The 18,095-nt window shown below is 58.6% G+C and carries 15 protein-coding genes; 14 read left to right on the top strand and 1 reads right to left on the bottom strand.

Annotated elements, in window-relative coordinates; genetic code table 11:
• Positions 1-8: 8 nt before the first annotated feature.
• The 13 genes from ACR0L1_RS12935 to arcC all read left to right on the top strand — a co-directional run bounded on the left by ACR0L1_RS12935 (position 9) and on the right by arcC (position 16,273).
• Complete coding sequence (locus tag ACR0L1_RS12935) at positions 9-2,384, top strand: DUF3141 domain-containing protein (protein ID WP_480859225.1); 2,376 nt, start codon at positions 9-11, stop codon at positions 2,382-2,384.
• A gap of 204 nt (positions 2,385-2,588) precedes the next feature.
• Positions 2,589-3,950, top strand: coding sequence for a V-type ATP synthase subunit B (locus ACR0L1_RS12930; protein ID WP_480503653.1), 1,362 nt, complete (start codon positions 2,589-2,591; stop codon positions 3,948-3,950).
• Positions 3,928-4,533 carry a V-type ATP synthase subunit D gene (locus ACR0L1_RS12925; RefSeq protein ID WP_170789890.1) on the top strand — a complete coding sequence of 202 codons (606 nt, stop codon included), beginning with the start codon at positions 3,928-3,930 and terminating at the stop codon, positions 4,531-4,533. Before ACR0L1_RS12930 ends, ACR0L1_RS12925 begins: the two co-directional genes overlap by 23 nt.
• On the top strand, positions 4,530-6,326 hold the full coding sequence (locus tag ACR0L1_RS12920; RefSeq protein WP_480859222.1) for a V-type ATP synthase subunit I: 1,797 nt from the start codon (positions 4,530-4,532) through the stop codon (positions 6,324-6,326). The genes ACR0L1_RS12925 and ACR0L1_RS12920 overlap by 4 nt, the downstream gene beginning before the upstream one ends.
• Positions 6,323-6,766, top strand: coding sequence for an ATP synthase subunit C (locus ACR0L1_RS12915; protein WP_170352721.1), 444 nt, complete (start codon positions 6,323-6,325; stop codon positions 6,764-6,766). Before ACR0L1_RS12920 ends, ACR0L1_RS12915 begins: the two co-directional genes overlap by 4 nt.
• Entirely contained in the window at positions 6,766-7,443 is a 678-nt protein-coding gene (locus tag ACR0L1_RS12910) for a hypothetical protein (RefSeq protein WP_480859220.1), read from the top strand. Before ACR0L1_RS12915 ends, ACR0L1_RS12910 begins: the two co-directional genes overlap by 1 nt.
• 1 nt (position 7,444) lies before the next feature.
• Positions 7,445-8,137 (top strand): hypothetical protein, encoded by a 693-nt coding sequence (locus tag ACR0L1_RS12905; RefSeq protein ID WP_480859218.1) that lies wholly within the window; start codon positions 7,445-7,447, stop codon positions 8,135-8,137.
• Complete coding sequence (locus ACR0L1_RS12900) at positions 8,134-9,975, top strand: V-type ATP synthase subunit A (RefSeq protein WP_480859217.1); 1,842 nt, start codon at positions 8,134-8,136, stop codon at positions 9,973-9,975. Before ACR0L1_RS12905 ends, ACR0L1_RS12900 begins: the two co-directional genes overlap by 4 nt.
• 364 nt (positions 9,976-10,339) lie before the next feature.
• Entirely contained in the window at positions 10,340-11,746 is a 1,407-nt protein-coding gene (locus ACR0L1_RS12895) for a YfcC family protein (RefSeq protein ID WP_480859215.1), read from the top strand.
• 9 nt (positions 11,747-11,755) lie between these two features.
• Positions 11,756-13,084 (top strand): amino acid permease, encoded by a 1,329-nt coding sequence (locus tag ACR0L1_RS12890; protein WP_170789895.1) that lies wholly within the window; start codon positions 11,756-11,758, stop codon positions 13,082-13,084.
• On the top strand, positions 13,081-14,310 hold the full coding sequence (locus ACR0L1_RS12885; protein WP_170789896.1) for an arginine deiminase: 1,230 nt from the start codon (positions 13,081-13,083) through the stop codon (positions 14,308-14,310). Before ACR0L1_RS12890 ends, ACR0L1_RS12885 begins: the two co-directional genes overlap by 4 nt.
• Positions 14,311-14,338: 28 nt before the next feature.
• Positions 14,339-15,340, top strand: coding sequence for an ornithine carbamoyltransferase (gene argF, locus ACR0L1_RS12880; RefSeq protein WP_480859213.1), 1,002 nt, complete (start codon positions 14,339-14,341; stop codon positions 15,338-15,340).
• 3 nt (positions 15,341-15,343) lie between these two features.
• Entirely contained in the window at positions 15,344-16,273 is a 930-nt protein-coding gene (gene arcC, locus ACR0L1_RS12875) for a carbamate kinase (protein ID WP_480503663.1), read from the top strand.
• Between the two features lie 43 nt (positions 16,274-16,316).
• Here the strand turns inward: arcC and ACR0L1_RS12870 are convergent, their stop codons facing one another.
• Complete coding sequence (locus tag ACR0L1_RS12870; protein WP_480859211.1) at positions 16,317-17,672, bottom strand: hypothetical protein; 1,356 nt, start codon at positions 17,670-17,672, stop codon at positions 16,317-16,319.
• A 120-nt stretch (positions 17,673-17,792) separates the two neighbouring features.
• On the opposite strand from ACR0L1_RS12870, the gene ACR0L1_RS12865 reads away from it, so the two are divergent.
• A complete protein-coding gene (locus ACR0L1_RS12865; RefSeq protein ID WP_480859209.1) occupies positions 17,793-18,071 on the top strand; it encodes a hypothetical protein in 279 nt (92 codons plus the stop codon).
• The last annotated feature ends 24 nt before the right edge of the window (positions 18,072-18,095 follow it).

The raw sequence follows: 18,095 nt of genomic DNA, 5'->3' as shown, positions 1-18,095 counted from the left end.
ATTGACCTATGGCCCGGAATTCAATTGCGAAAGAAAATGCGTCGCACCCTTCAACCGGTGAAAAAACCACAGCGACCGTAAACAGCAACGTGCTTGATGCGATTTCTGGTGTGCTTGATCAATCTGGTATGCAGTACCAAATTTTGTCGCAAGCCGCTACTAATCAGGCACAGAAAATAACTGAGCACCATTCAAACCGGTCTACGAAATGGTCAAACGAACTGCGAGATCTTGCGGTGCAATTCGCGCAGACGAAATCCGTAGGTTCGGCATGGACGGACTATATCAAGGATGCAGGTCAGCGCGTCGCCCTGACGATGGACGTCTTGCGCGAGCGCGGAGACGTTTTCCTCGAACATGAAGCGGCCGGTTGCCCGCCAGTGCTTGTCTATGACTACGAAGTGATGGTTGACGGGAGGGAGCTCGACCGGCCCTGCAACTATCAGCTTTTGCGCATTGTTCCCCCGCAAGGGATCAACGTAGACGATCACAAACGCCCCTACATCATTATTGATCCTCGTGCTGGACATGGCGGTGGTATTGGTGGGTTCAAGTCCGACAGCCAGGTCGGCGTGGCGCTGGCGAAGGGCCACCCGGTATACTTTGTGAGTTTTGGCCGTGACCCGGTCGAAGGACAGACACTGGCGGATGTGATGCATGCCGAAGCTGGATTTGTTCGCACCGTCAGCGCGCGTCACCCAAAAAGCCCGCAACCTGTTGTGACAGGAAACTGCCAGGGCGGCTGGGCGACCTTGCTGATGGCGGCCTGCAACCCCGATCTGACCGGGCCTCTGGTGCTCAATGGTGCGCCGGTCGCACCTTGGTCGGGTGAAGTTGGTGAAAATCCAATGCGCTACAATGGTGGGATGCTTGGCGGTACATGGCAGCCGATGCTCTGGTCAGATTTGGGGAACGGCAAATTTGACGGTGCCAATCTGGTGATGAATTTCGAGCAGCTAAATCCCAGCCGCAACTACTTTGGCAAGTATTTCGACCTGTACCGCGATCCCGAAGCTGGCCGTCAGCGTTTCATCGATTTTGAGCGTTGGTGGGGCGGTTTCTTTCTTCTGAACGAGGCCGAAATTCGATGGATTGTCGAACAACTGTTCGTTGGAAACCGGCTCGTCAAGAATACCGCACAACTGGAACCCGGAGTTCCTGTAGATCTCAAGGCGATCAAAGCGCCGATTTTTGTCTTTGCAAGTCATGGCGACAATATCACGCCGCCGCAACAGGCTTTGAACTGGATCGCTGAAACGTATGCGGACGAAGAAGAGATACGAGTACGCGGCCAGCGCATTATTTACATGCTTCATGATGAAGTGGGGCATCTGGGCATTTTTGTTTCCTCCAAGATTGCGCGCAAAGAGCACACAGGCCTTGCCTCTACACTTGAAACAGTCGAGGCAATGGCACCCGGTCTTTATGAAATGGTCATTGATAACATCGAAGGGGACGGGGTCGAAAAATCCTTCGAAGTTCGGTTCGTCGATCGAACGCTTTCAGATGTCGCTGAATTGGATGACGGTCGCCAGGATGAAACCAGCTTTGCCGCCGTGGCGCATATGTCGGAAGTGCAAGCGGGTGCCTATGAAACCTTTGGTCGCCCAGTCGTGCAAACAATGTCGACACCGGTGACAGCGCAGGCTTTGCGCGATGCGCATCCGCTGCGCGTACAGCGTTCGTCGATGTCTTCGAACACAGTTATGGGGAAAGGGATCGAGAAACTGGCGCAGGACGCCAGAGCGCAGCGCGCGCCAGCCGATGCTGACAACCCGTTTCTAATATGGGAAAAACTCACCGGTGAATGGATCGAGCAATCGATGGATTTGGGCCGTGAATTGCGCGACGCATGGTATGAGGCAACCTTCTTCGCCACTTGGGGCGGGCCGTTCGCAACTTGGTTCGGGCAAGAGTATTCCAAGCGCCGAACCCTGCCAGACCCAGCGTCTTTGCGCAATTTGCCAGAGGTCAACACGGTGCTTGCGCATATGCGGCAAGGAGGTCTGCCCGAGGCGGTCATTCGAATGCTGATCTTATTGGCCGACAGCCACAAAAGCTTTCGCGCTGAGATTCTGCACCGCTGGGCGCATATCTTTCGGCACGAAGCGCCGTTCAAATCCATTTCGGTTGTAGAACGTCAACGTATGTTGCACGAGCAGACTCTGGTCGCCGCTTTCGATCCGAAGGGTGCAGTCGAGACGTTGCCTTATCTGTTGCCTGACGAGGAGCAGCGCACTGAAGCCGTTGATCTGGTCAAACGCATCATAGGGGAAGTCAAAACACCTTCCAAAGAACTTGAAGAGATGGCCAACTTGCTTGTGCGCGTTTTGGACTATCGTCCCGATGCTGAAACGGGGTCAAAGGCCGCGTCGCAGACGTGAATGGCAAAGTCTTGAAATCGAATGGCGACACAAAATCCAGTCAGAATTGAACTGATTTCATTGCTTTAGGCCTGCAATCTCTATTAGCTTGGAGGCAACCGGATTTACCAAATCAATATTAAACCCTCCGAGCGCACTGGTTCGGTGGGCAGTTTGAAGGTGGAAAGAAAAATAAACTCTTAATCATGCGACTTAGGGTAGGCGATGTCTCAGAGTCTCTTGAAATATACTCGTGTTCTGGAAATCGTTGGGGATACGATCAAAGTTAGGGTTCCGTTGGACGGATCGGCAGAAGCAACCGTCAGGTTCAACGATCTGGCGGTGATCGAAACCATCGACGGGCACAAGACGCTGGCGCAGGCGATTTTCATCGACCGGGATGTGGTGACGCTGCAGGTGTTCTCGGGCACCAAGGGTATCTCGACCGAGGCGACTGCCACTTTTCTGGGTCATCCTATGCAGACGCCCTATTCGGCCAATATTCTTGGCCGCGTCTTTGACGGGGCAGGGGTGGCAATCGACGGTGGGCCGGATCTGTCATCCGAGCCGCGGATCGAGATTGGCGGGCCGACCGTAAACCCTTCGGAACGTGCAGTGCCCAACAAGATGATCCGCACGGACGTGCCGATGATCGACGTGTTCAATACTCTGGTCGAAAGCCAGAAAATCCCGATCTTTTCGGTCTCGGGCGAGCCGTTCAATGCCTTTCTCAGCCGGATCGGCATTCAGGCGGATGCGGATATCGTAGTCTTTGGCGGGCTGGGGCTGATCTTTGACGACTATCACACGTTCCGGACGTCGTTCGAGGATGCGGGCGTGTTCTCGCGAACGGTGATGTTCGTCAATCAGGCGATGGACCCGCTGGTTGAACGGCTGCTGGTGCCCGATATGGCGCTGGCGGTGGCCGAGAAATTCGCGGTCGAGGAAGGTAAGCGGGTATTGGTGCTACTGACCGACATGACCGCCTATGCCGACGCGATGAAAGAAGTGGGAATCAGTCAGGAACGCGTGCCCTCGCAGCGCGGCTATATGGGCGATCTCTATTCCCAACTGGCGCGGCGGTACGAGAAGGCATGTGACTATGCCAAAGGCGGTTCGGTCACTGTACTGACTGTCACGACGATGCCCGGCAATGATGTGACCCATCCGGTGCCGGACAACACGGGCTATATCACCGAGGGGCAGTTTTACCTGCATTCGGGGGTGATTGACCCGTTCGGCAGCCTGTCACGCCTCAAGCAGAACGTGATCGGAAAGACCACGCGTGAAGATCACGGGCAGATCATGAACACGATGATCCGGTTCTATTCCGAAAGCCGCGATGCGGCGCAGAAACAGGCGATGGCCTTTGATCTGTCGGATTACGATCATCAGTTGCTGAAATTCGGCGCGCTATTCCGGGCGCGGTTCATGGATATCAACGTCTCAATCCCGCTGGAGGACGCGCTGGATCTGGGGTGGAAGACGCTGGCCGAGTGCTTCCAGCCCGAGCAGTTGCTGATGAAGCAGGCCTTGGTCGACAAGTATTTCCCAAAGGATACCGATGGCGCGGTTGCAGCTGAATAAATCGTCGCTGGCTCGCCAGCAGACCCAGCTGAAAAGCTATGAGCGGTTCCTGCCGTCGCTGGACCTCAAGCGCCAGCAGTTGATGGCGGAACGTGCCAAAGCCCGCGAAGACGTCCACCGCCTGCAGCAAGAGGTGCACAATCTGGCGCAGCAGGTCGGGGAAAAACTGCCGATGCTGGCGCAGCAGGGGGTCGACCTGGACGGGTTGGTCGAGTTGAAGGATTACCAGTTGAAAGAGGTCAACGTGGTCGGCGTCAAGATGCCCGATCTGGACCGAATCGAAGTTGCCGTGCGACCCTATTCGCTGTTGGCCAAACCACATTGGGTCGATGCCGCCGCCAACCTGTTGCATGACATGATCGAGGCGCGGCTACGCGTGAAGGTCGCCGAAGAAAGGGTGCGCATTTTCGACAAGGCCGTGGCCACGATCACGCAACGGGTCAACCTGTTCGAAAAGGTTCTGATCCCACGCGCCAAGGCCAATATCAAGAAAATCCGCATCTATCTGAGCGATGAGCAGATGCAGGCGGTTGTGCGCTCGAAAATCTCCAAACGCAAACATGCGCAGGAGGCGCTGACATGAGCGTCGCGCGGCTGAAGAAACTGTCCCTCGTCGGACCCGCCGCGCATAAGGGCGACACGTTAGAGGCGCTGCAAGGGCTGGGCTGTATGCATGTACTGCCGCTGGCGCCTCCACCCGCCGAGCCGGAAAAGATCAGCGAACGGGGTGCGCATGATGCCTATAAGGCGCTGCGCTTTTTGACCGACGTGGCCGACCCGCGCCGCCAGATACAACGTGACCCTGCGTTCGATATGGACCAGTTCGTGCGCGACATGCTGGACCTGATGCAGCGCACCCGAGAGGCAACAGATCGGCGGGATTTTCTGGCGCACCGGATTGGGCAAGTGCGCCCGTGGGGGGATCTGGATTTTCCGCCCAATGACGTTCTGGCGGGCAATCGGCTGTGGTTCTACCAACTACCGGTGAAACACCGTGAGGCGCTGTCCGAGGTCAAACTGCCCTGGGCCATTCTGGAACAGGATCACCGCTATATCTACGCTGTGCTGGTCGCGCCCGACGATCCGGGTGATGATATTCTGCCGGTGCCGCGTACCCATACCGGATCGCTGCCGATCCATGAGCTTGAGGCGCAGCTGGAAGAGGCCGAGATTGCGATCGAGGCGCTGGAGGCCGAACGCATCGCCCAAACCCGCTACCTGACGCTGATGCGCCGCAACCTGTCGGCGGCGGAAAGCGCGGCTGAACTCGCCCATGCCACGCAGAAGGTTCGCGACGAGGGCGCGATGTTTGCCCTGCAGGGCTGGGTGCCTGAAGATCGTGTGGATGCGGTGCTGGAGATGGCGCAGGCGCGAGACGCCGCTGTTCTGATCGAGGAACCGGGCCCGGATGACGCCCCTCCGACGCTGTTGGAGCAGCCCGAAAACCGCAGCGCAGCGGTCGATCTGGCGCTGTTTTACCAGATACCGGGCTACCGGGATTGGGATCCCAGCATCATTGTTGCGGCCTCGTTCGCGATCTTCTTTGCGATGATCGTGGCGGATGCGGGCTATGGCGCGGTGATCCTGCTGGGCCTGCTGGCCTTCTGGAAAAAGATGGACAAGTCCCCGGCGCAGCGGTCGTGGCGGCTCTATGGTGTGATCATCGCGGGTGCGACGGTAATTTACGGTGTCATGGTTGGCAGTTATTTTGGCGCGTCCCCGGCAGAGGGGTCGATCTGGGCGCGGCTCAAGATACTGGATCTGAACAATTTCAACGCGATGATGATGATCTCGATCGTGGTGGGGGTGTTCCATCTGGTGCTGGCCAACGCATTGGCCGCGCGGGCGGCGTGGGGACGGCGCAGAGCGGTTGCCAATATAGGTTGGATCGGAGTGCTGATCGGCGGGTTTGTTCTGTGGTTGGCCTACATGAACGACGGCGCGACCCTGCCCGGAGCGGTCCTGATGGTCGCAGGCTTTCTGACCATTCTGCTGTTCACCAGCGAGCGACAGATCACCAAACCCACCGATTGGCTGTGGCGTCTGATCGACGGGCTGCAGGGGCTGGCGGGGGCGATGGGGGCGTTTGGCGATGTTCTGAGTTACATGCGCCTGTTCGCGCTGGGGCTAGCCTCGGCCTCGCTGGCGATCACGTTCAACGATCTGGCGGTCCAAGTGATGCAGGCGCTGAAAGGGCCGGGCATCCTGTTCGGGCTGCTGATCCTGATTGCCGGGCATCTCCTCAATTTCGCACTCGCACTGATGAGCGGCGTCGTCCACGGGTTACGTCTGAATTACATCGAATTCTTTAAATGGGGTCTGCCGGATGAAGGCATCGTCTTTCGCCCGTTCGCCCGCAAGGAGGTTCAGGAATGAATGAGCTTGTATTGACATTGGGTTGGCTGGGAATCTACGCGCCCATGGCTTTGGGTGCGGCGTCTAGCGCAATTGGTTGTGCCATTGCGGGGCAGGCCAGTATCGGCGCGATGACCGAGACCGAGGGCGGCTATGGCCGGTTCATCGGCGTCTCGGCCTTTCCGTCGACCATGGTGATCTACGGCATCGTGATCATGTTTACCCTGAACCGCGATGTGACGCCGGAAAACGCGGGCGGGTTGTTCGGCATCGGCATCCTTTCGGGGATTGCGCTGATGTATTGCGGCATCTGGCAGGGCCGGGCCTGTGCGGCGGCGATCAATGCCACGAAGGAGAAACCGGAAATCTTCGGCCTGTCACTGGCCCCTGCGGCGATCATAGAAGGCTTTGGCGTTTTTGCCTTTGTCTTTGCCTTGGTCATTAGCGCGGGGATCAGCTGATGGCACAGGACGGAATGATCTCGCACGGGGTCGATGCGCTGATCGACAAGCTGCGCAGCGACGGTGTCGCGGCGGGGCAGGCGGATGCGGACAAGTTGCGTTCTGAAGCCAAGGCCGAGGCGGCGAAGATTCTCGCCGATGCCAAGCGCGAAGTGGATGAGTATCAGAAAAAGGCGCGCATCGAATCCGACAATTACCGCGCCGCCGGGGAAGAGGCGTTGAACACCGCCATGCGCGATGCGGTGCTGACGATGAAAGCCGGTCTCACTGATCGGTTCCGCGAAGATGTCGAACGCCTTGTCACCAAGGAAATGGCTGATCCCGAGATGCTGAAACAGATGATCCTTGAGGTCGTCGGGCGCGCTGCAGACGGGGCCAAACTGGACGGTAAGGTGCAGGTGATCCTGCCTGCTAAGGTGGCCACGCAAGAGGATATCAAGCAGAACGCTGACGATATCCAGTCGGGCAAGCTGACGAAATACGTGCTGGGCCTGACCGCCGACATGCTACGCGAACAGGTGGAACTGCACGCTGCAGACAGCACGCAGGATGGCATCCGGGTGCGGGCCGAGGATCAGGGCGTGGTGCTGGACCTGACGGACAAGGCTGTTGCCTCTTTGCTGATGGAGCATCTTCAGCCCCGGTTCCGTGCCGTGCTGGAAGGGGTGATCCGCTGACATGTCGGACCCCGACGCCTATATCGCGCTAATCAGCAGCCTCCCGGGCTCGGAGCGGTTGTTCGTCGCCAAGCAGCCCCCGATCTCGCGCCTTCGGCTGGACCGTCGGTTGCGCGCGCTGGCGCGTGAGGATGCGCAGGTGCTGCGGGTGTTGGAGCACGCTCTGAATTGGGGTGACTACGATATGGACGTGACAGACGTGCAGGCCGTCGAACGGTGCAAGGCCGCGCTGGCTGATATCCCGCAGCCGACCCTACAGAAGCTGTTTCTGGAGCGGATGGACTTGCGTACCGCCGTAGCCGCTTTGCGCCTGCGCAAACAGGGCGGAAGCCCGCCTACCGGAACCTTCGGCATGGGCCGCTGGGCCCGCCACATCCCGGCCAACTGGAGCGATCCGACCTTCAAGCTTGAGACCTCGATGCCGTGGCTCAAGGAAGCGCAGCAACTGCTGGAGGCCGAGGACCCGCTGGGTCTGGAGCGGCTTCTGCTTTCGGTTAGCCATAAACAGCTGAAACGCCACGCCGCCCGCCATCTGTTCGATTTCGAGGCCGTAGCGATTTACGTTCTGATCTGGAATATTTTCGACCGCTGGGCGCAAAGCAATGCGCAGGATGCGGCAACGCGATTTGAAAAACTGGCGCAACAGGCAATGGCCGACGTCGCCGATATCGACTTTGAGGGAGCCTACGCATGACCGCCGCAACCCCCGTCACGCAAACCGCCACTGCCCGCGTTGTCTCGGTGCAAGAGGGGCTGGTGCAAATTCAGGCCAACGCAGATGCCTCGGGCGCGCCGGGGCAATTGGTCAAGAACGAGGTGGTCTTCATCCTGCCCACGCGCCCAGGCCCCGGTGGTCGTCAGGAGCGTTTGAAAGCCGAAGTGCTGCGCGTGCGCGGTGACACGGCGGATGTGCAAGTCTATGAAAGCACCGACGGCGTGGCCGTGGGCGATCCGGTAGAGCAATCGGGCCAGTTGTTGTCGGTTGAACTGGGGCCAGGTCTGCTGGGTCAGGTGTTTGACGGGCTGCAATCGCCCTTGCCCAAGGTCGCCGCTGAGTTTGGCACTTTCCTGCCGCGCGGCGCGGACGTGGCCCCGCTGGATACGCTGGCGAAATGGTCGTTTACACCTTCGGTAAAGGTGGGCGATACCGTGACAGCGGGCGACAGCATCGGCACGGTGCCCGAGGGGCGGTTCGAGCATAAGATCATGCTGCCGTTTAACTGGGTTGGCGATTACAAGGTCGTCTGGGTCCAGAAAGGGGCTGCCACGATCCACGACATCGTGGCCCGGCTTGAGGATGCGCAGGGCGGCGAACACACGCTGACCCTGTCACAGAAATGGCCCGTCCGGAGGGCGTTGCCGGAAAACATCCTGAAGCGCGCCTTGTCTGAACGTCTTTACCCGACCGAGCCGGTTCTGACCTCGCAACGCCTGATCGACACGTTCTTCCCTATCGCGCGCGGCGGGACGGCCTGTATTCCCGGCCCGTTCGGTGCAGGCAAGACCGTGCTGCAGAACCTGATCGCACGGAATTCCAAGGTCGATATCGTGATCGTTGTCGCCTGCGGCGAGCGGGCGGGCGAGGTGGTGGAGACCATCGCGGAATTCCCCAAGATGACCGACCCGACCTCGGGCGGCAGCCTGATGGACCGGACAATCATCATCTGTAACACCTCGTCAATGCCGGTCGCTGCGCGCGAGGCGTCGATCTTTACAGGCATCACACTGGGCGAATATTACCGCCAGATGGGCTATGACGTGCTGCTGATTGCCGACAGCACCAGCCGCTGGGCGCAGGCCATGCGCGAGACTTCGGGCAAGCTGGAGGAAATTCCGGGTGAGGAGGGCTTCCCGGCCTACCTGGAAAGCTCGATCAAGGGGCTGTACGAGCGCGCAGGCGCGATGAAGACCAATGACGGCGCGTTGGGCAGCCTGACGCTGATTGGCACCGTGTCCCCCGCCGGGGGCAATTTTGACGAGCCGGTCACGCAGTCGACCCTGTCTACGGTCAAGTGTTTCCTCGGCCTGTCGTCCGAGCGCGCTTACAAGCGGTTTTACCCGGCGGTGGACCCGATGCTCAGCTGGTCACGATATCTGGATCAGCTGTCCGACTGGTATGACAAGAATGCCGAAGCTGGCTGGACCGGCAAGGTCCGCGATCTGCTGGCGCTTATCGAAAAGGGCGAACAGGTCGATCAAATGATGCAGGTGACGGGCGAAGAGGGCGTCACGATCGAGGACTTTGTCACCCAGCAAAAAGCACTGTTTGTGGACATGGTTTATCTGCAGCAGGACGCCTTTGATCAGGTGGACGCAACCGTCCCGCTGGAGCGGCAGAAGATGACCTTCAAGCTGGTCTATGGCGTGACTCAATCCACCGCCGATTTCGCCGATAAAGCCGAAGTACGTCAGGTGTTTACGCAGCTGACAGGCTTGATGAAGAACTTCCACTACGCGGCCGAAAATACACCTGAATTCAAATCAACTTGGGCACAGATTGAAAGCCTGTGCCGGGAAAAGTTCGAAGTGTGACACGCCAAAAGCCGGCCCCTTAGACAGCTACTATTGTGAGCGAGCCGGGGGCCGATGCGACCGTCAACGCAGCTGAGGTCGACGCGCGTGTCGATCTGTCATCGGGAACGTTCGATCCGGATAACGTGAACAGCTAGCCCGCAAAAAACGGCTTTTGTCTGCGCATGCAAAATTCCGAGGGCTAAATTTCACAAATCAGTTACATCTTTTTGGGTTTTTAATGATCCAAGTCAAAGTCCTGTTTGATTTTGCTTTGCACATTTCACGCAACAGCTTGCAACGAACCTGGCCGGACTGAACGGAAGATCATCGGGCACGCAGGCAGCTTAGCTTTCATTCTCGGTATTTTCAGAGGATCGTTCAAATGAAGTTCAAGTTCCCTACTGCATACACCATTCTCTTTGCTTTGATCGCAGTGGTTGCGATCGCCACTTGGTTCGTGCCCGCCGGTCAGTATGACCGTGTCGCAAATGAACGGCTGGGCAAGGATGTCCCGGTTCCAGGCAGTTATCAGGTAGTTGACCCGCAGCCGCAGGGCTTTATCGACGTGGTTCTGGCACCGATTGCGGGGTTCTACAATCCCGCCACCTATGAGGCTCAGGCCATCGACGTTGCGCTGTTTGTTCTTGTGATTGGAGGCTTTCTGGGGATCGTAGCCCATACCGGAGCCATTGACGCAGGCATCGCCAAAGCGATGGCAAGGATGGAGGGGCATGAAAAGTGGATGATCCCCATCCTGATGGCGTTGTTTGCTGCAGGCGGCACCATCTATGGCATGGCTGAGGAGTCGCTGGCCTTCTACACCCTGATCATTCCGGTGATGATTGCGGCGGGTTATGACGCCGCAGTAGGTGTGGCGATCATCATGCTGGGCGCGGGCGTGGGTACGCTGGGGTCCACCATCAACCCCTTTGCCACCGTGATCGCTTCGGACGCGGCGGGGGTACCGTTCACCAATGGGATCATGCTGCGCTTTGGACTGCTTGCAGTCTGCTGGCTGGCCTGTGTCGCGTTTGTCATGCGCTACGCGGCGCGGGTCAAAGCCGACCCTCAGCTGTCGATCGTCGCCGACAAACGCGAAAGCAATGAAACACATTTCCTCAAAGGCAAACGCGAGGGCGATGCGCCTGTCACCTTTACGGGCACCCATGGTGTAATCCTTGTGATCTTTGCAGCCAGCTTCGGCGTGATGATCTGGGGCGTATCCGTCGGAGGTTGGTGGATGGCCGAGATGTCGGGCCTGTTTCTTGTGGCCGCCATCGTCGTCGGGCTGATCGCACGGATGGGAGAAGAAGAGTTCACTTCGACTTTCGTGGATGGCGCGCGTGACCTGTTGGGCGTGGCGCTGGTGATCGGGATTGCACGTGGCATCGTTATCGTGATGGATGCTGGCAGTATAACCGACACGATCCTGTATTGGGCCGAGGGTGCAGTGAACGGGTTGGGTCAGGTGGCTTTCATCAATACTATGTTCGGGCTGCAGGGGCTGTTGTCTTTCTTGGTGCCGTCCTCATCGGGTCTGGCGGTTCTGACCATGCCGATCATGGCGCCACTGGCGGATTTTTCGAACGTGGACCGTTCTTTGGTCGTCACGGCCTATCAGTCCGCTAGCGGTCTGGTGAACCTGATCACGCCGACCTCGGCTGTGGTGATGGGTGGCTTGGCGTTGGGACGTGTGCCCTATGAACGGTGGTTGAAATTCACCCTTCCGCTGCTGGGTGTACTGATCGTGATCATCATGGTCGGTCTCAGCCTGTCGGCAATTGCGTAAGGCTGTCCGATGACCTCTTCTGATACCCCACACGCTCTTGGGTTTTGGATGTGTACCGCCTTGGTGGTGGGCAATATGATCGGGTCGGGAATTTTCCTGCTGCCGTCGTCTCTTGCAGCGTTTGGGCCGATCTCGATGGCGGGATGGGTTCTGACCGCCGGAGGAGCCATCGTCCTGGCGCTGATCTTCGGACGGCTGGCGCGCCTGTCTTCTGATACCGGTGGGCCATATGCCTATGCCCGCGAAGGCTTTGGGGATTTTGCAGGGTTCATCATCGCGTGGGGCTATTGGATCGCCCTTTGGTCGGGAAATGCCGCCGTGGCCGTGGCCTTTGCTGGATATCTCAGCGTTATGGTCCCTGCCGTGGGCCAAAGCGCATTGGCCGGGTTGGCCGCGGCACTGGGGTCGATGTGGTTGCTGACTTGGATCAACGTGCGCGGCGTGCGTGAAGCGGGGATCATTCAGGTCGTGACCACCGTGATGAAACTGGCTCCGCTGCTGGTGCTGATCGTTTTGGGCTTTGCATATGTAGACAGCGCTAATTTCAAACCGGTGAATGTCAGCGGAATGTCCAACATCTCGGCGATTTCAACTTGTGCTGCGCTGACACTGTGGGCCTTTGTGGGGCTGGAATCGGCGACCGTCCCGGCAGGTGAGGTCAAAGATCCCAAGCGCACCATTCCCCGCGCCACGATCCTTGGCACATGCGTGGCGGCTTTGATCTATATCGCGACAACCTATGTGGCGCTCGGTGTCGTGCCCTCGTCACTTTTGGCGGGAAGCAATGCGCCGCTTGCCGATGTCGCCACGGTCATGTGGGGCTTCGGTGGCGCTGTCTTTATCGCCATCGGGGCCTGTATCTCAACCTTTGGGACGCTGAACGGTTTTGTTCTTCTGACTGGGCAGGTGCCCCTAGGCGCGGCCCGCGACGGGTTGTTCCCGGCCTATTTCGCGCGCCTGTCCCGCTCAGGTACACCGGCCTTTGGGTTGATCGTGTCCAGCCTTCTGGCCAGTGCCCTCATTGCCATGAATTACACACGGTCGCTGGCCGAGCAGTTCGAATTCATCATCCTGCTGGCCACGCTGTCGACCCTGATCCCCTATCTGCTATGCGCCCTGGCCGAGATCATGATCCGTGCGCGTCGGGGCGATCACATCCGGCTGTCACCCAACATCCTTATCCTTGCCACGTTGGGCTTTGCCTACGCGCTCTGGGCGATCTACGGCGCGGGTGAGGATGTGGTTTTCTGGGGCGTTCTGCTGCTTTTGGCAGGTCTGCCCATCCATGTCTGGCTGCGCTGGCAGTCCGGCAAAGCAACACCGAAGGAGACATCATGACTGGATTTGGAGCCCATTCCGAGATTGGCAAACTTCGCAAGGTGATGGTGTGCGAACCGGGCCTTGCCCATTCCCGCCTGACCCCGGGCAACGCAGCCGAGCTTTTGTATGATGACGTTCTATGGGTGCACAAAGCCCGTGCCGATCACGCTGATTTCCGCATGAAAATGGAAGAGCGCGGGGTCGAAGTGCTGGAATTCCACGCTTTGCTAGAGACGACACTCAAGGACAAAGATGCCCGCAACTGGGTGCTGGAACGGCGGATCACGGAAAATCAGGTTGGCGTCGGCATGCTGACTGAGTTGCGCGGATGGCTTGATGAAATGCCGGCCAAAGAACTGGCCAGGTACCTGATCGGCGGCATCGCGGTCGAGGATATGCCCTTCAAGCCCTCGGGCATGTTCGGCAGCTACCTTGGCCCTCTGGGATTTGTGATTCCCCCAATCCCCAACACGCAGTTCACCCGCGACAACAGCTGCTGGATCTACGGCGGTGTGACGGTGAACCCGATGTATTGGCCCGCGCGGCGGCCTGAAACGCTGCTGGTCACCGCGATCTACAAGTTCCACCCTGATTTCAAGAACGGGGATTTCGAAATCTGGTGGGGCGACCCCGACGAAGATCATGGCGCGGCCACGGTCGAGGGCGGCGATGTCATGCCCTGGGGCAATGGCAGCGTGTTGATCGGTATGGGCGAACGCACCAGCCCGCAGGCGGTGGGTCAGGTGGCACGCGCGCTGTTCGCCAAGGGTGCGGCGGAACGGGTTGTGGCCTGCCAGATGCCACGCAGCCGGGCGGCCATGCATCTGGATACGGTGTTTAGCCATTGCGACCGCGAAACCGCGACCGCTTTTGTGGATGTCTGTAACGAGATCCAGTGTATCAGCCTGCATCCGGGCAACAAAGAGGGCTCGATCGAGTTCCGGCGTGAGGACAAACACCTGTTTGATGTCGCGGCAGAGTGCCTTGGCATCAAATCGCTAAACATCGTGCAGACCGGTGGTGATGCGTTCAATCAGGAACGCGAGCAATGGGACGATGGCAACAACGTGGTCGCGTTAGAGCCCGGCGTGGTCGTGGCCTATGACCGCAACACCTATACCAACACGCTGCTGCGTAAGGCGGGTGTCGAGGTGATCACCATTTCCGGGTCCGAACTGGGCCGTGGACGTGGCGGAGGGCATTGCATGACCTGCCCGATCTGGCGCGACCCCGTAGATTATTGAGACTGATGACGAAAAGGAGACGAAGACGATGGCATTTAACCTCAAGGGCCGCAGCTTCCTCAAACTGCTCGACTTCAACCAGCGCGAACTGCGCTATCTTTTGGACCTGTCACGCGACCTGAAACGTGCGAAATACGCCGGATCCGAGATTCAGCACCTGAAGGGCAAGAATATCTGCCTGATCTTCGAGAAAACCTCGACCCGGACCATGTGCGCCTTTGAAGTGGCGGCGATGGATCAGGGCGCTGGCGTCACCTACCTCGGCCCCTCGGGGTCGCAGATCGGGCATAAGGAAAGCATGAAAGACACCGCCCGCGTTTTGGGTCGGATGTTCGACGGGATCGAATACCGTGGCTTCGGTCAGGATTTGGCCGAGACGCTGGCCGACTATGCGGGTGTGCCCGTCTATAACGGCCTGACGGATGAGTTCCACCCGACCCAGATGCTGGCCGACCTGCTGACCATGCAGGAATATGGCGAAAAACCCTTGCATGACATCAAATATGCCTATGTTGGTGACGGGCGCTCGAACATGGGTCATTCGCTAATGATCGCGGGCTGCATGATGGGTATGGACGTGCGCATCGGCGCCCCGAAAGAGCTGTGGCCCTCGGACGAATTCCGAGGTCCCGCCGAAGAGGCCGCCGCGCGCTATGGCGCCAAGCTGACTATCACCGACGACCCGAAAGAAGCCGTGGATGGCGTAGACTTTATCCACACCGATGTCTGGGTCTCGATGGGTGAGGCGGCCGAGGTCTGGGAAAGCCGGATCAAGGAGCTGACACCTTATCAGGTCAACAGCGATCTGATGGCGGCGGCAAACAACCCCAACGTCAAGTTCATGCATTGCCTGCCCGCTTTCCACAACACGGAAACCAAGGTGGGCGAGGACATCCATCAGAAATTCGGCATCACCGAAATGGAAGTGACCGAAGAGGTGTTCGAAAGCCCCGCCGGGATCCAGTTCGAGCAGGCGGAAAACCGGATGCACACCATCAAGGCGGTTCTGGTCGCCACATTAGGGAGCTGAGTCATGCGCATTGTCGTCGCCCTTGGAGGCAATGCGCTGCTGCGCCGCGGTCAGGCCTTGACCGCGGAGAACCAGCGCGAAAACACCGCCATCGCCGCCGAGGCGCTGGCTACCATCGCCGAAGGCAACGAGCTGATCGTGACCCATGGCAATGGCCCACAGGTCGGCCTGCTGGCGCTGCAAGGCAATGCTTACAAACCGGACGAAGCCTACCCGCTGGACGTGTTGGGGGCCGAGACCGAAGGCATGATCGGCTATATGGTCGAACAGGAGCTGGGCAACCGCCTGCCGCAGGAAACCCCTCTGGCCACGCTGCTGACCATGATCGAGGTCGACGCCAAGGACCCCGCCTTTGACAACCCGACCAAGTTCATCGGGCCTGTTTATGAAAAGGCCGAGGCCGAACGGCTGGCCTCTGACAAGGGTTGGGACATCCGTGCCGATGGCGACAAATGGCGGCGGGTGGTCGCCTCACCCCTGCCCAAGCGGATTTTCCAGATCCGGCCGATCAAATGGTTGTTGGAGAAACAGACCGTGGTGATCTGCGCCGGTGGCGGCGGAATCCCCACCGTCTATAACGACGCGGGTACGCTGGAGGGGATCGAAGCGGTGATCGACAAGGATCTGGCCTCGGAACTGCTGGCTCGCGAAGTGGGGGCGGACCTGTTCATTTCAGCCACCGATGCGGACAGCGTCTATTTGGACTGGGGCACAGATGATCAACGTGGCATCAAGACGGCAACACCTGATGCGATCGACGCCTATGATTTCGCCGCAGGCTCAATGGGTCCCAAGGTGGATGCCGCGGTTCAGTTCGCCCGCTTGACCGGCAAATCCGCCGCCATCGGCGCCCTGGCTGATCTGGCTGGGATCGTGGCCGGTACCAAGGGAACGACCATCCGCGACGACGCTGGTGAAACCGTGTTTCACTAACAGGGAGACGTCGCAAGCAAAGCAGAACGGGCCGTCGTGCCCGTCAATTAGCGTCCGAGTGTTTCGGCGCATTCGTGTTTTCTTGCCAACCCGCGGCTTTCAATTGTGACAGCACAGCGCTTGCGTGAACGGGATCGATGTAAAATCTGTTCAGCGCGACAGAAGGATGAAAATCGGGCCAGATCTGTGCCAGTTCTGAAAGAAGCACTTTGGCCATATCTGTCTGACCATCCGCCTGATAGGAGGCGGCTTTGAAAAGCAGTGTCAACTCGCTGACGGGCCCGCCGGAAGCAATGGCCGTATCAAAGGCCGAGATTGCAGCTTCGTAGTTGCCCAAATGGAAGCTCGCGACGCCAAAAATGTTTCGATGTGCGTGATGCGAACCCGGGGCCTTGCGTGGCTGTTCCGGGTCAGAAATCATCTGAGCGTATTTAAAATCTCCAGTCAGTAAAAAGATCACCGCGCTGAAATCCAAAACCCGCGCATCCCTGTCGCTGAGTTTGAAGGCCCGATCCGCCAATTCTTTTGCGGTTTCCAAGTTGCCCGAGGCAAAAGCCAACCAGGCTTGCGACGAGATTGACCAACCGTTCGTCGGGTCGAGATCGACCGCCTTTTGTGACATCTGCGACGCTTCGCGAAGCATCGCCTGTCGCCGGGTTTCATCCGGGGACAGAACGGCCAGAGTTGACAGGCTGTGTGCGGCACCTGCGTAGCCGCCTGAATACTCGGGATCAATGCGGATGGCCTCTTTGAACATTTGTGTGGCCGAGTTCTGATGATCTGTGTCCGCTATGGGAAACAACAGCTCGCTGGCCTTTTGCGACATGTTGGCAGCCTGCAATGTAGCCATTGATTTTGCCGCCAGAGCCAGCCTTTCCTGCGCAGCACTAACCGCGTTGTCAGTTTCTGAATGTTGCGGCGTTTCCTCAAAAGACATCCAGAATACAACTGCCAAACCAATGATCGCGCTGACCATCAGAATGGGCCAGAGCGTTGGCAATCGTCTTGCCTGAGCACGCGTATGTCGTAGCTCAGGCCGTTCTGCCTGCGATCTTGCTTCGAACCGCGGCGTATAGTGGCCTTTGTCGATATGGATATGCACTGGGTCATCCGCACCATAATATTCCGCAAGCGCCCGCCGCAACCTGCGCGCGTCAACCCGAACAACGTTGTCGCTGCCCTTGGTTGGGTCGCGCCCATATACATCCTGCGCGATGATTTTGCCGACTATGGATTGGCCCCGACGGTGCAGGCTTTCTTCGACAACGTAAGTCAGAAAGTCCTGCAACCGCGCCGAGGCTGACAGCTGCGGGCTGTTGAGAACTCTGGCCAGCGCCTCTCGGATGTGGCCTTCGGCCAAAGGCTCGTCTGGCTTTTCCATATGTGATGCGTCGCTCATCTCAGAGTCGCTTAAGTCAACAAAAACAAGTTTCTAAACCGGTATGAAGTCACGGTTTCACGTCGTATTTCACCGTATAACCCCTATCGGGTCCTTTCAACCGCGCTCATGCTGCCATGCATGGCTCTGCATATTGACAGATCGGAACTATACCCTTCGACGGTCGAATTGTACCTGCCGGACCGGCGGGTGCTTATCACGCAGCTTCGGCAATCCAACGTAGTCTTCGCCGAAATCTGCCGCGACTACGAGCTGCTGGCCGGTGACCTGAACGCTCTGATCCGATGCCGTCCCAGCTCGCATCCGGGAACACAGGCCGAACGCGACCTTCTGCTTGAAAGCCTGCAGGGGCTGGTCCGCGAAATCGAAACCGTACTTGAACGCAATCTTGGGGGCTGAACGCCAGCCGCGCGGATCCGATCA

The sequence above is a fragment of the Ruegeria sp. J8 genome (assembly GCF_056531925.1).
Note: the sequence above shows the minus strand (reverse complement) of the source record. Positions and strands in the feature narration are given on the sequence as shown.

What these genes read in the sequence shown, in the direction of transcription:
- ACR0L1_RS12935 (WP_480859225.1), top strand. Translation starts at nt 9, where the DNA reads ATGGCCCGGAATTCAATTGCGAAAGAAAATGCGTCGCACCCTTCAACC.
- ACR0L1_RS12930 (WP_480503653.1), top strand. Translation starts at nt 2,589, where the DNA reads ATGTCTCAGAGTCTCTTGAAATATACTCGTGTTCTGGAAATCGTTGGG.
- ACR0L1_RS12925 (WP_170789890.1), top strand. Translation starts at nt 3,928, where the DNA reads ATGGCGCGGTTGCAGCTGAATAAATCGTCGCTGGCTCGCCAGCAGACC.
- ACR0L1_RS12920 (WP_480859222.1), top strand. Translation starts at nt 4,530, where the DNA reads ATGAGCGTCGCGCGGCTGAAGAAACTGTCCCTCGTCGGACCCGCCGCG.
- ACR0L1_RS12915 (WP_170352721.1), top strand. Translation starts at nt 6,323, where the DNA reads ATGAATGAGCTTGTATTGACATTGGGTTGGCTGGGAATCTACGCGCCC.
- ACR0L1_RS12910 (WP_480859220.1), top strand. Translation starts at nt 6,766, where the DNA reads ATGGCACAGGACGGAATGATCTCGCACGGGGTCGATGCGCTGATCGAC.
- ACR0L1_RS12905 (WP_480859218.1), top strand. Translation starts at nt 7,445, where the DNA reads ATGTCGGACCCCGACGCCTATATCGCGCTAATCAGCAGCCTCCCGGGC.
- ACR0L1_RS12900 (WP_480859217.1), top strand. Translation starts at nt 8,134, where the DNA reads ATGACCGCCGCAACCCCCGTCACGCAAACCGCCACTGCCCGCGTTGTC.
- ACR0L1_RS12895 (WP_480859215.1), top strand. Translation starts at nt 10,340, where the DNA reads ATGAAGTTCAAGTTCCCTACTGCATACACCATTCTCTTTGCTTTGATC.
- ACR0L1_RS12890 (WP_170789895.1), top strand. Translation starts at nt 11,756, where the DNA reads ATGACCTCTTCTGATACCCCACACGCTCTTGGGTTTTGGATGTGTACC.
- ACR0L1_RS12885 (WP_170789896.1), top strand. Translation starts at nt 13,081, where the DNA reads ATGACTGGATTTGGAGCCCATTCCGAGATTGGCAAACTTCGCAAGGTG.
- argF (WP_480859213.1), top strand. Translation starts at nt 14,339, where the DNA reads ATGGCATTTAACCTCAAGGGCCGCAGCTTCCTCAAACTGCTCGACTTC.
- arcC (WP_480503663.1), top strand. Translation starts at nt 15,344, where the DNA reads ATGCGCATTGTCGTCGCCCTTGGAGGCAATGCGCTGCTGCGCCGCGGT.
- ACR0L1_RS12870 (WP_480859211.1), bottom strand. Translation starts at nt 17,672, where the DNA reads ATGAGCGACGCATCACATATGGAAAAGCCAGACGAGCCTTTGGCCGAA.
- ACR0L1_RS12865 (WP_480859209.1), top strand. Translation starts at nt 17,793, where the DNA reads ATGGCTCTGCATATTGACAGATCGGAACTATACCCTTCGACGGTCGAA.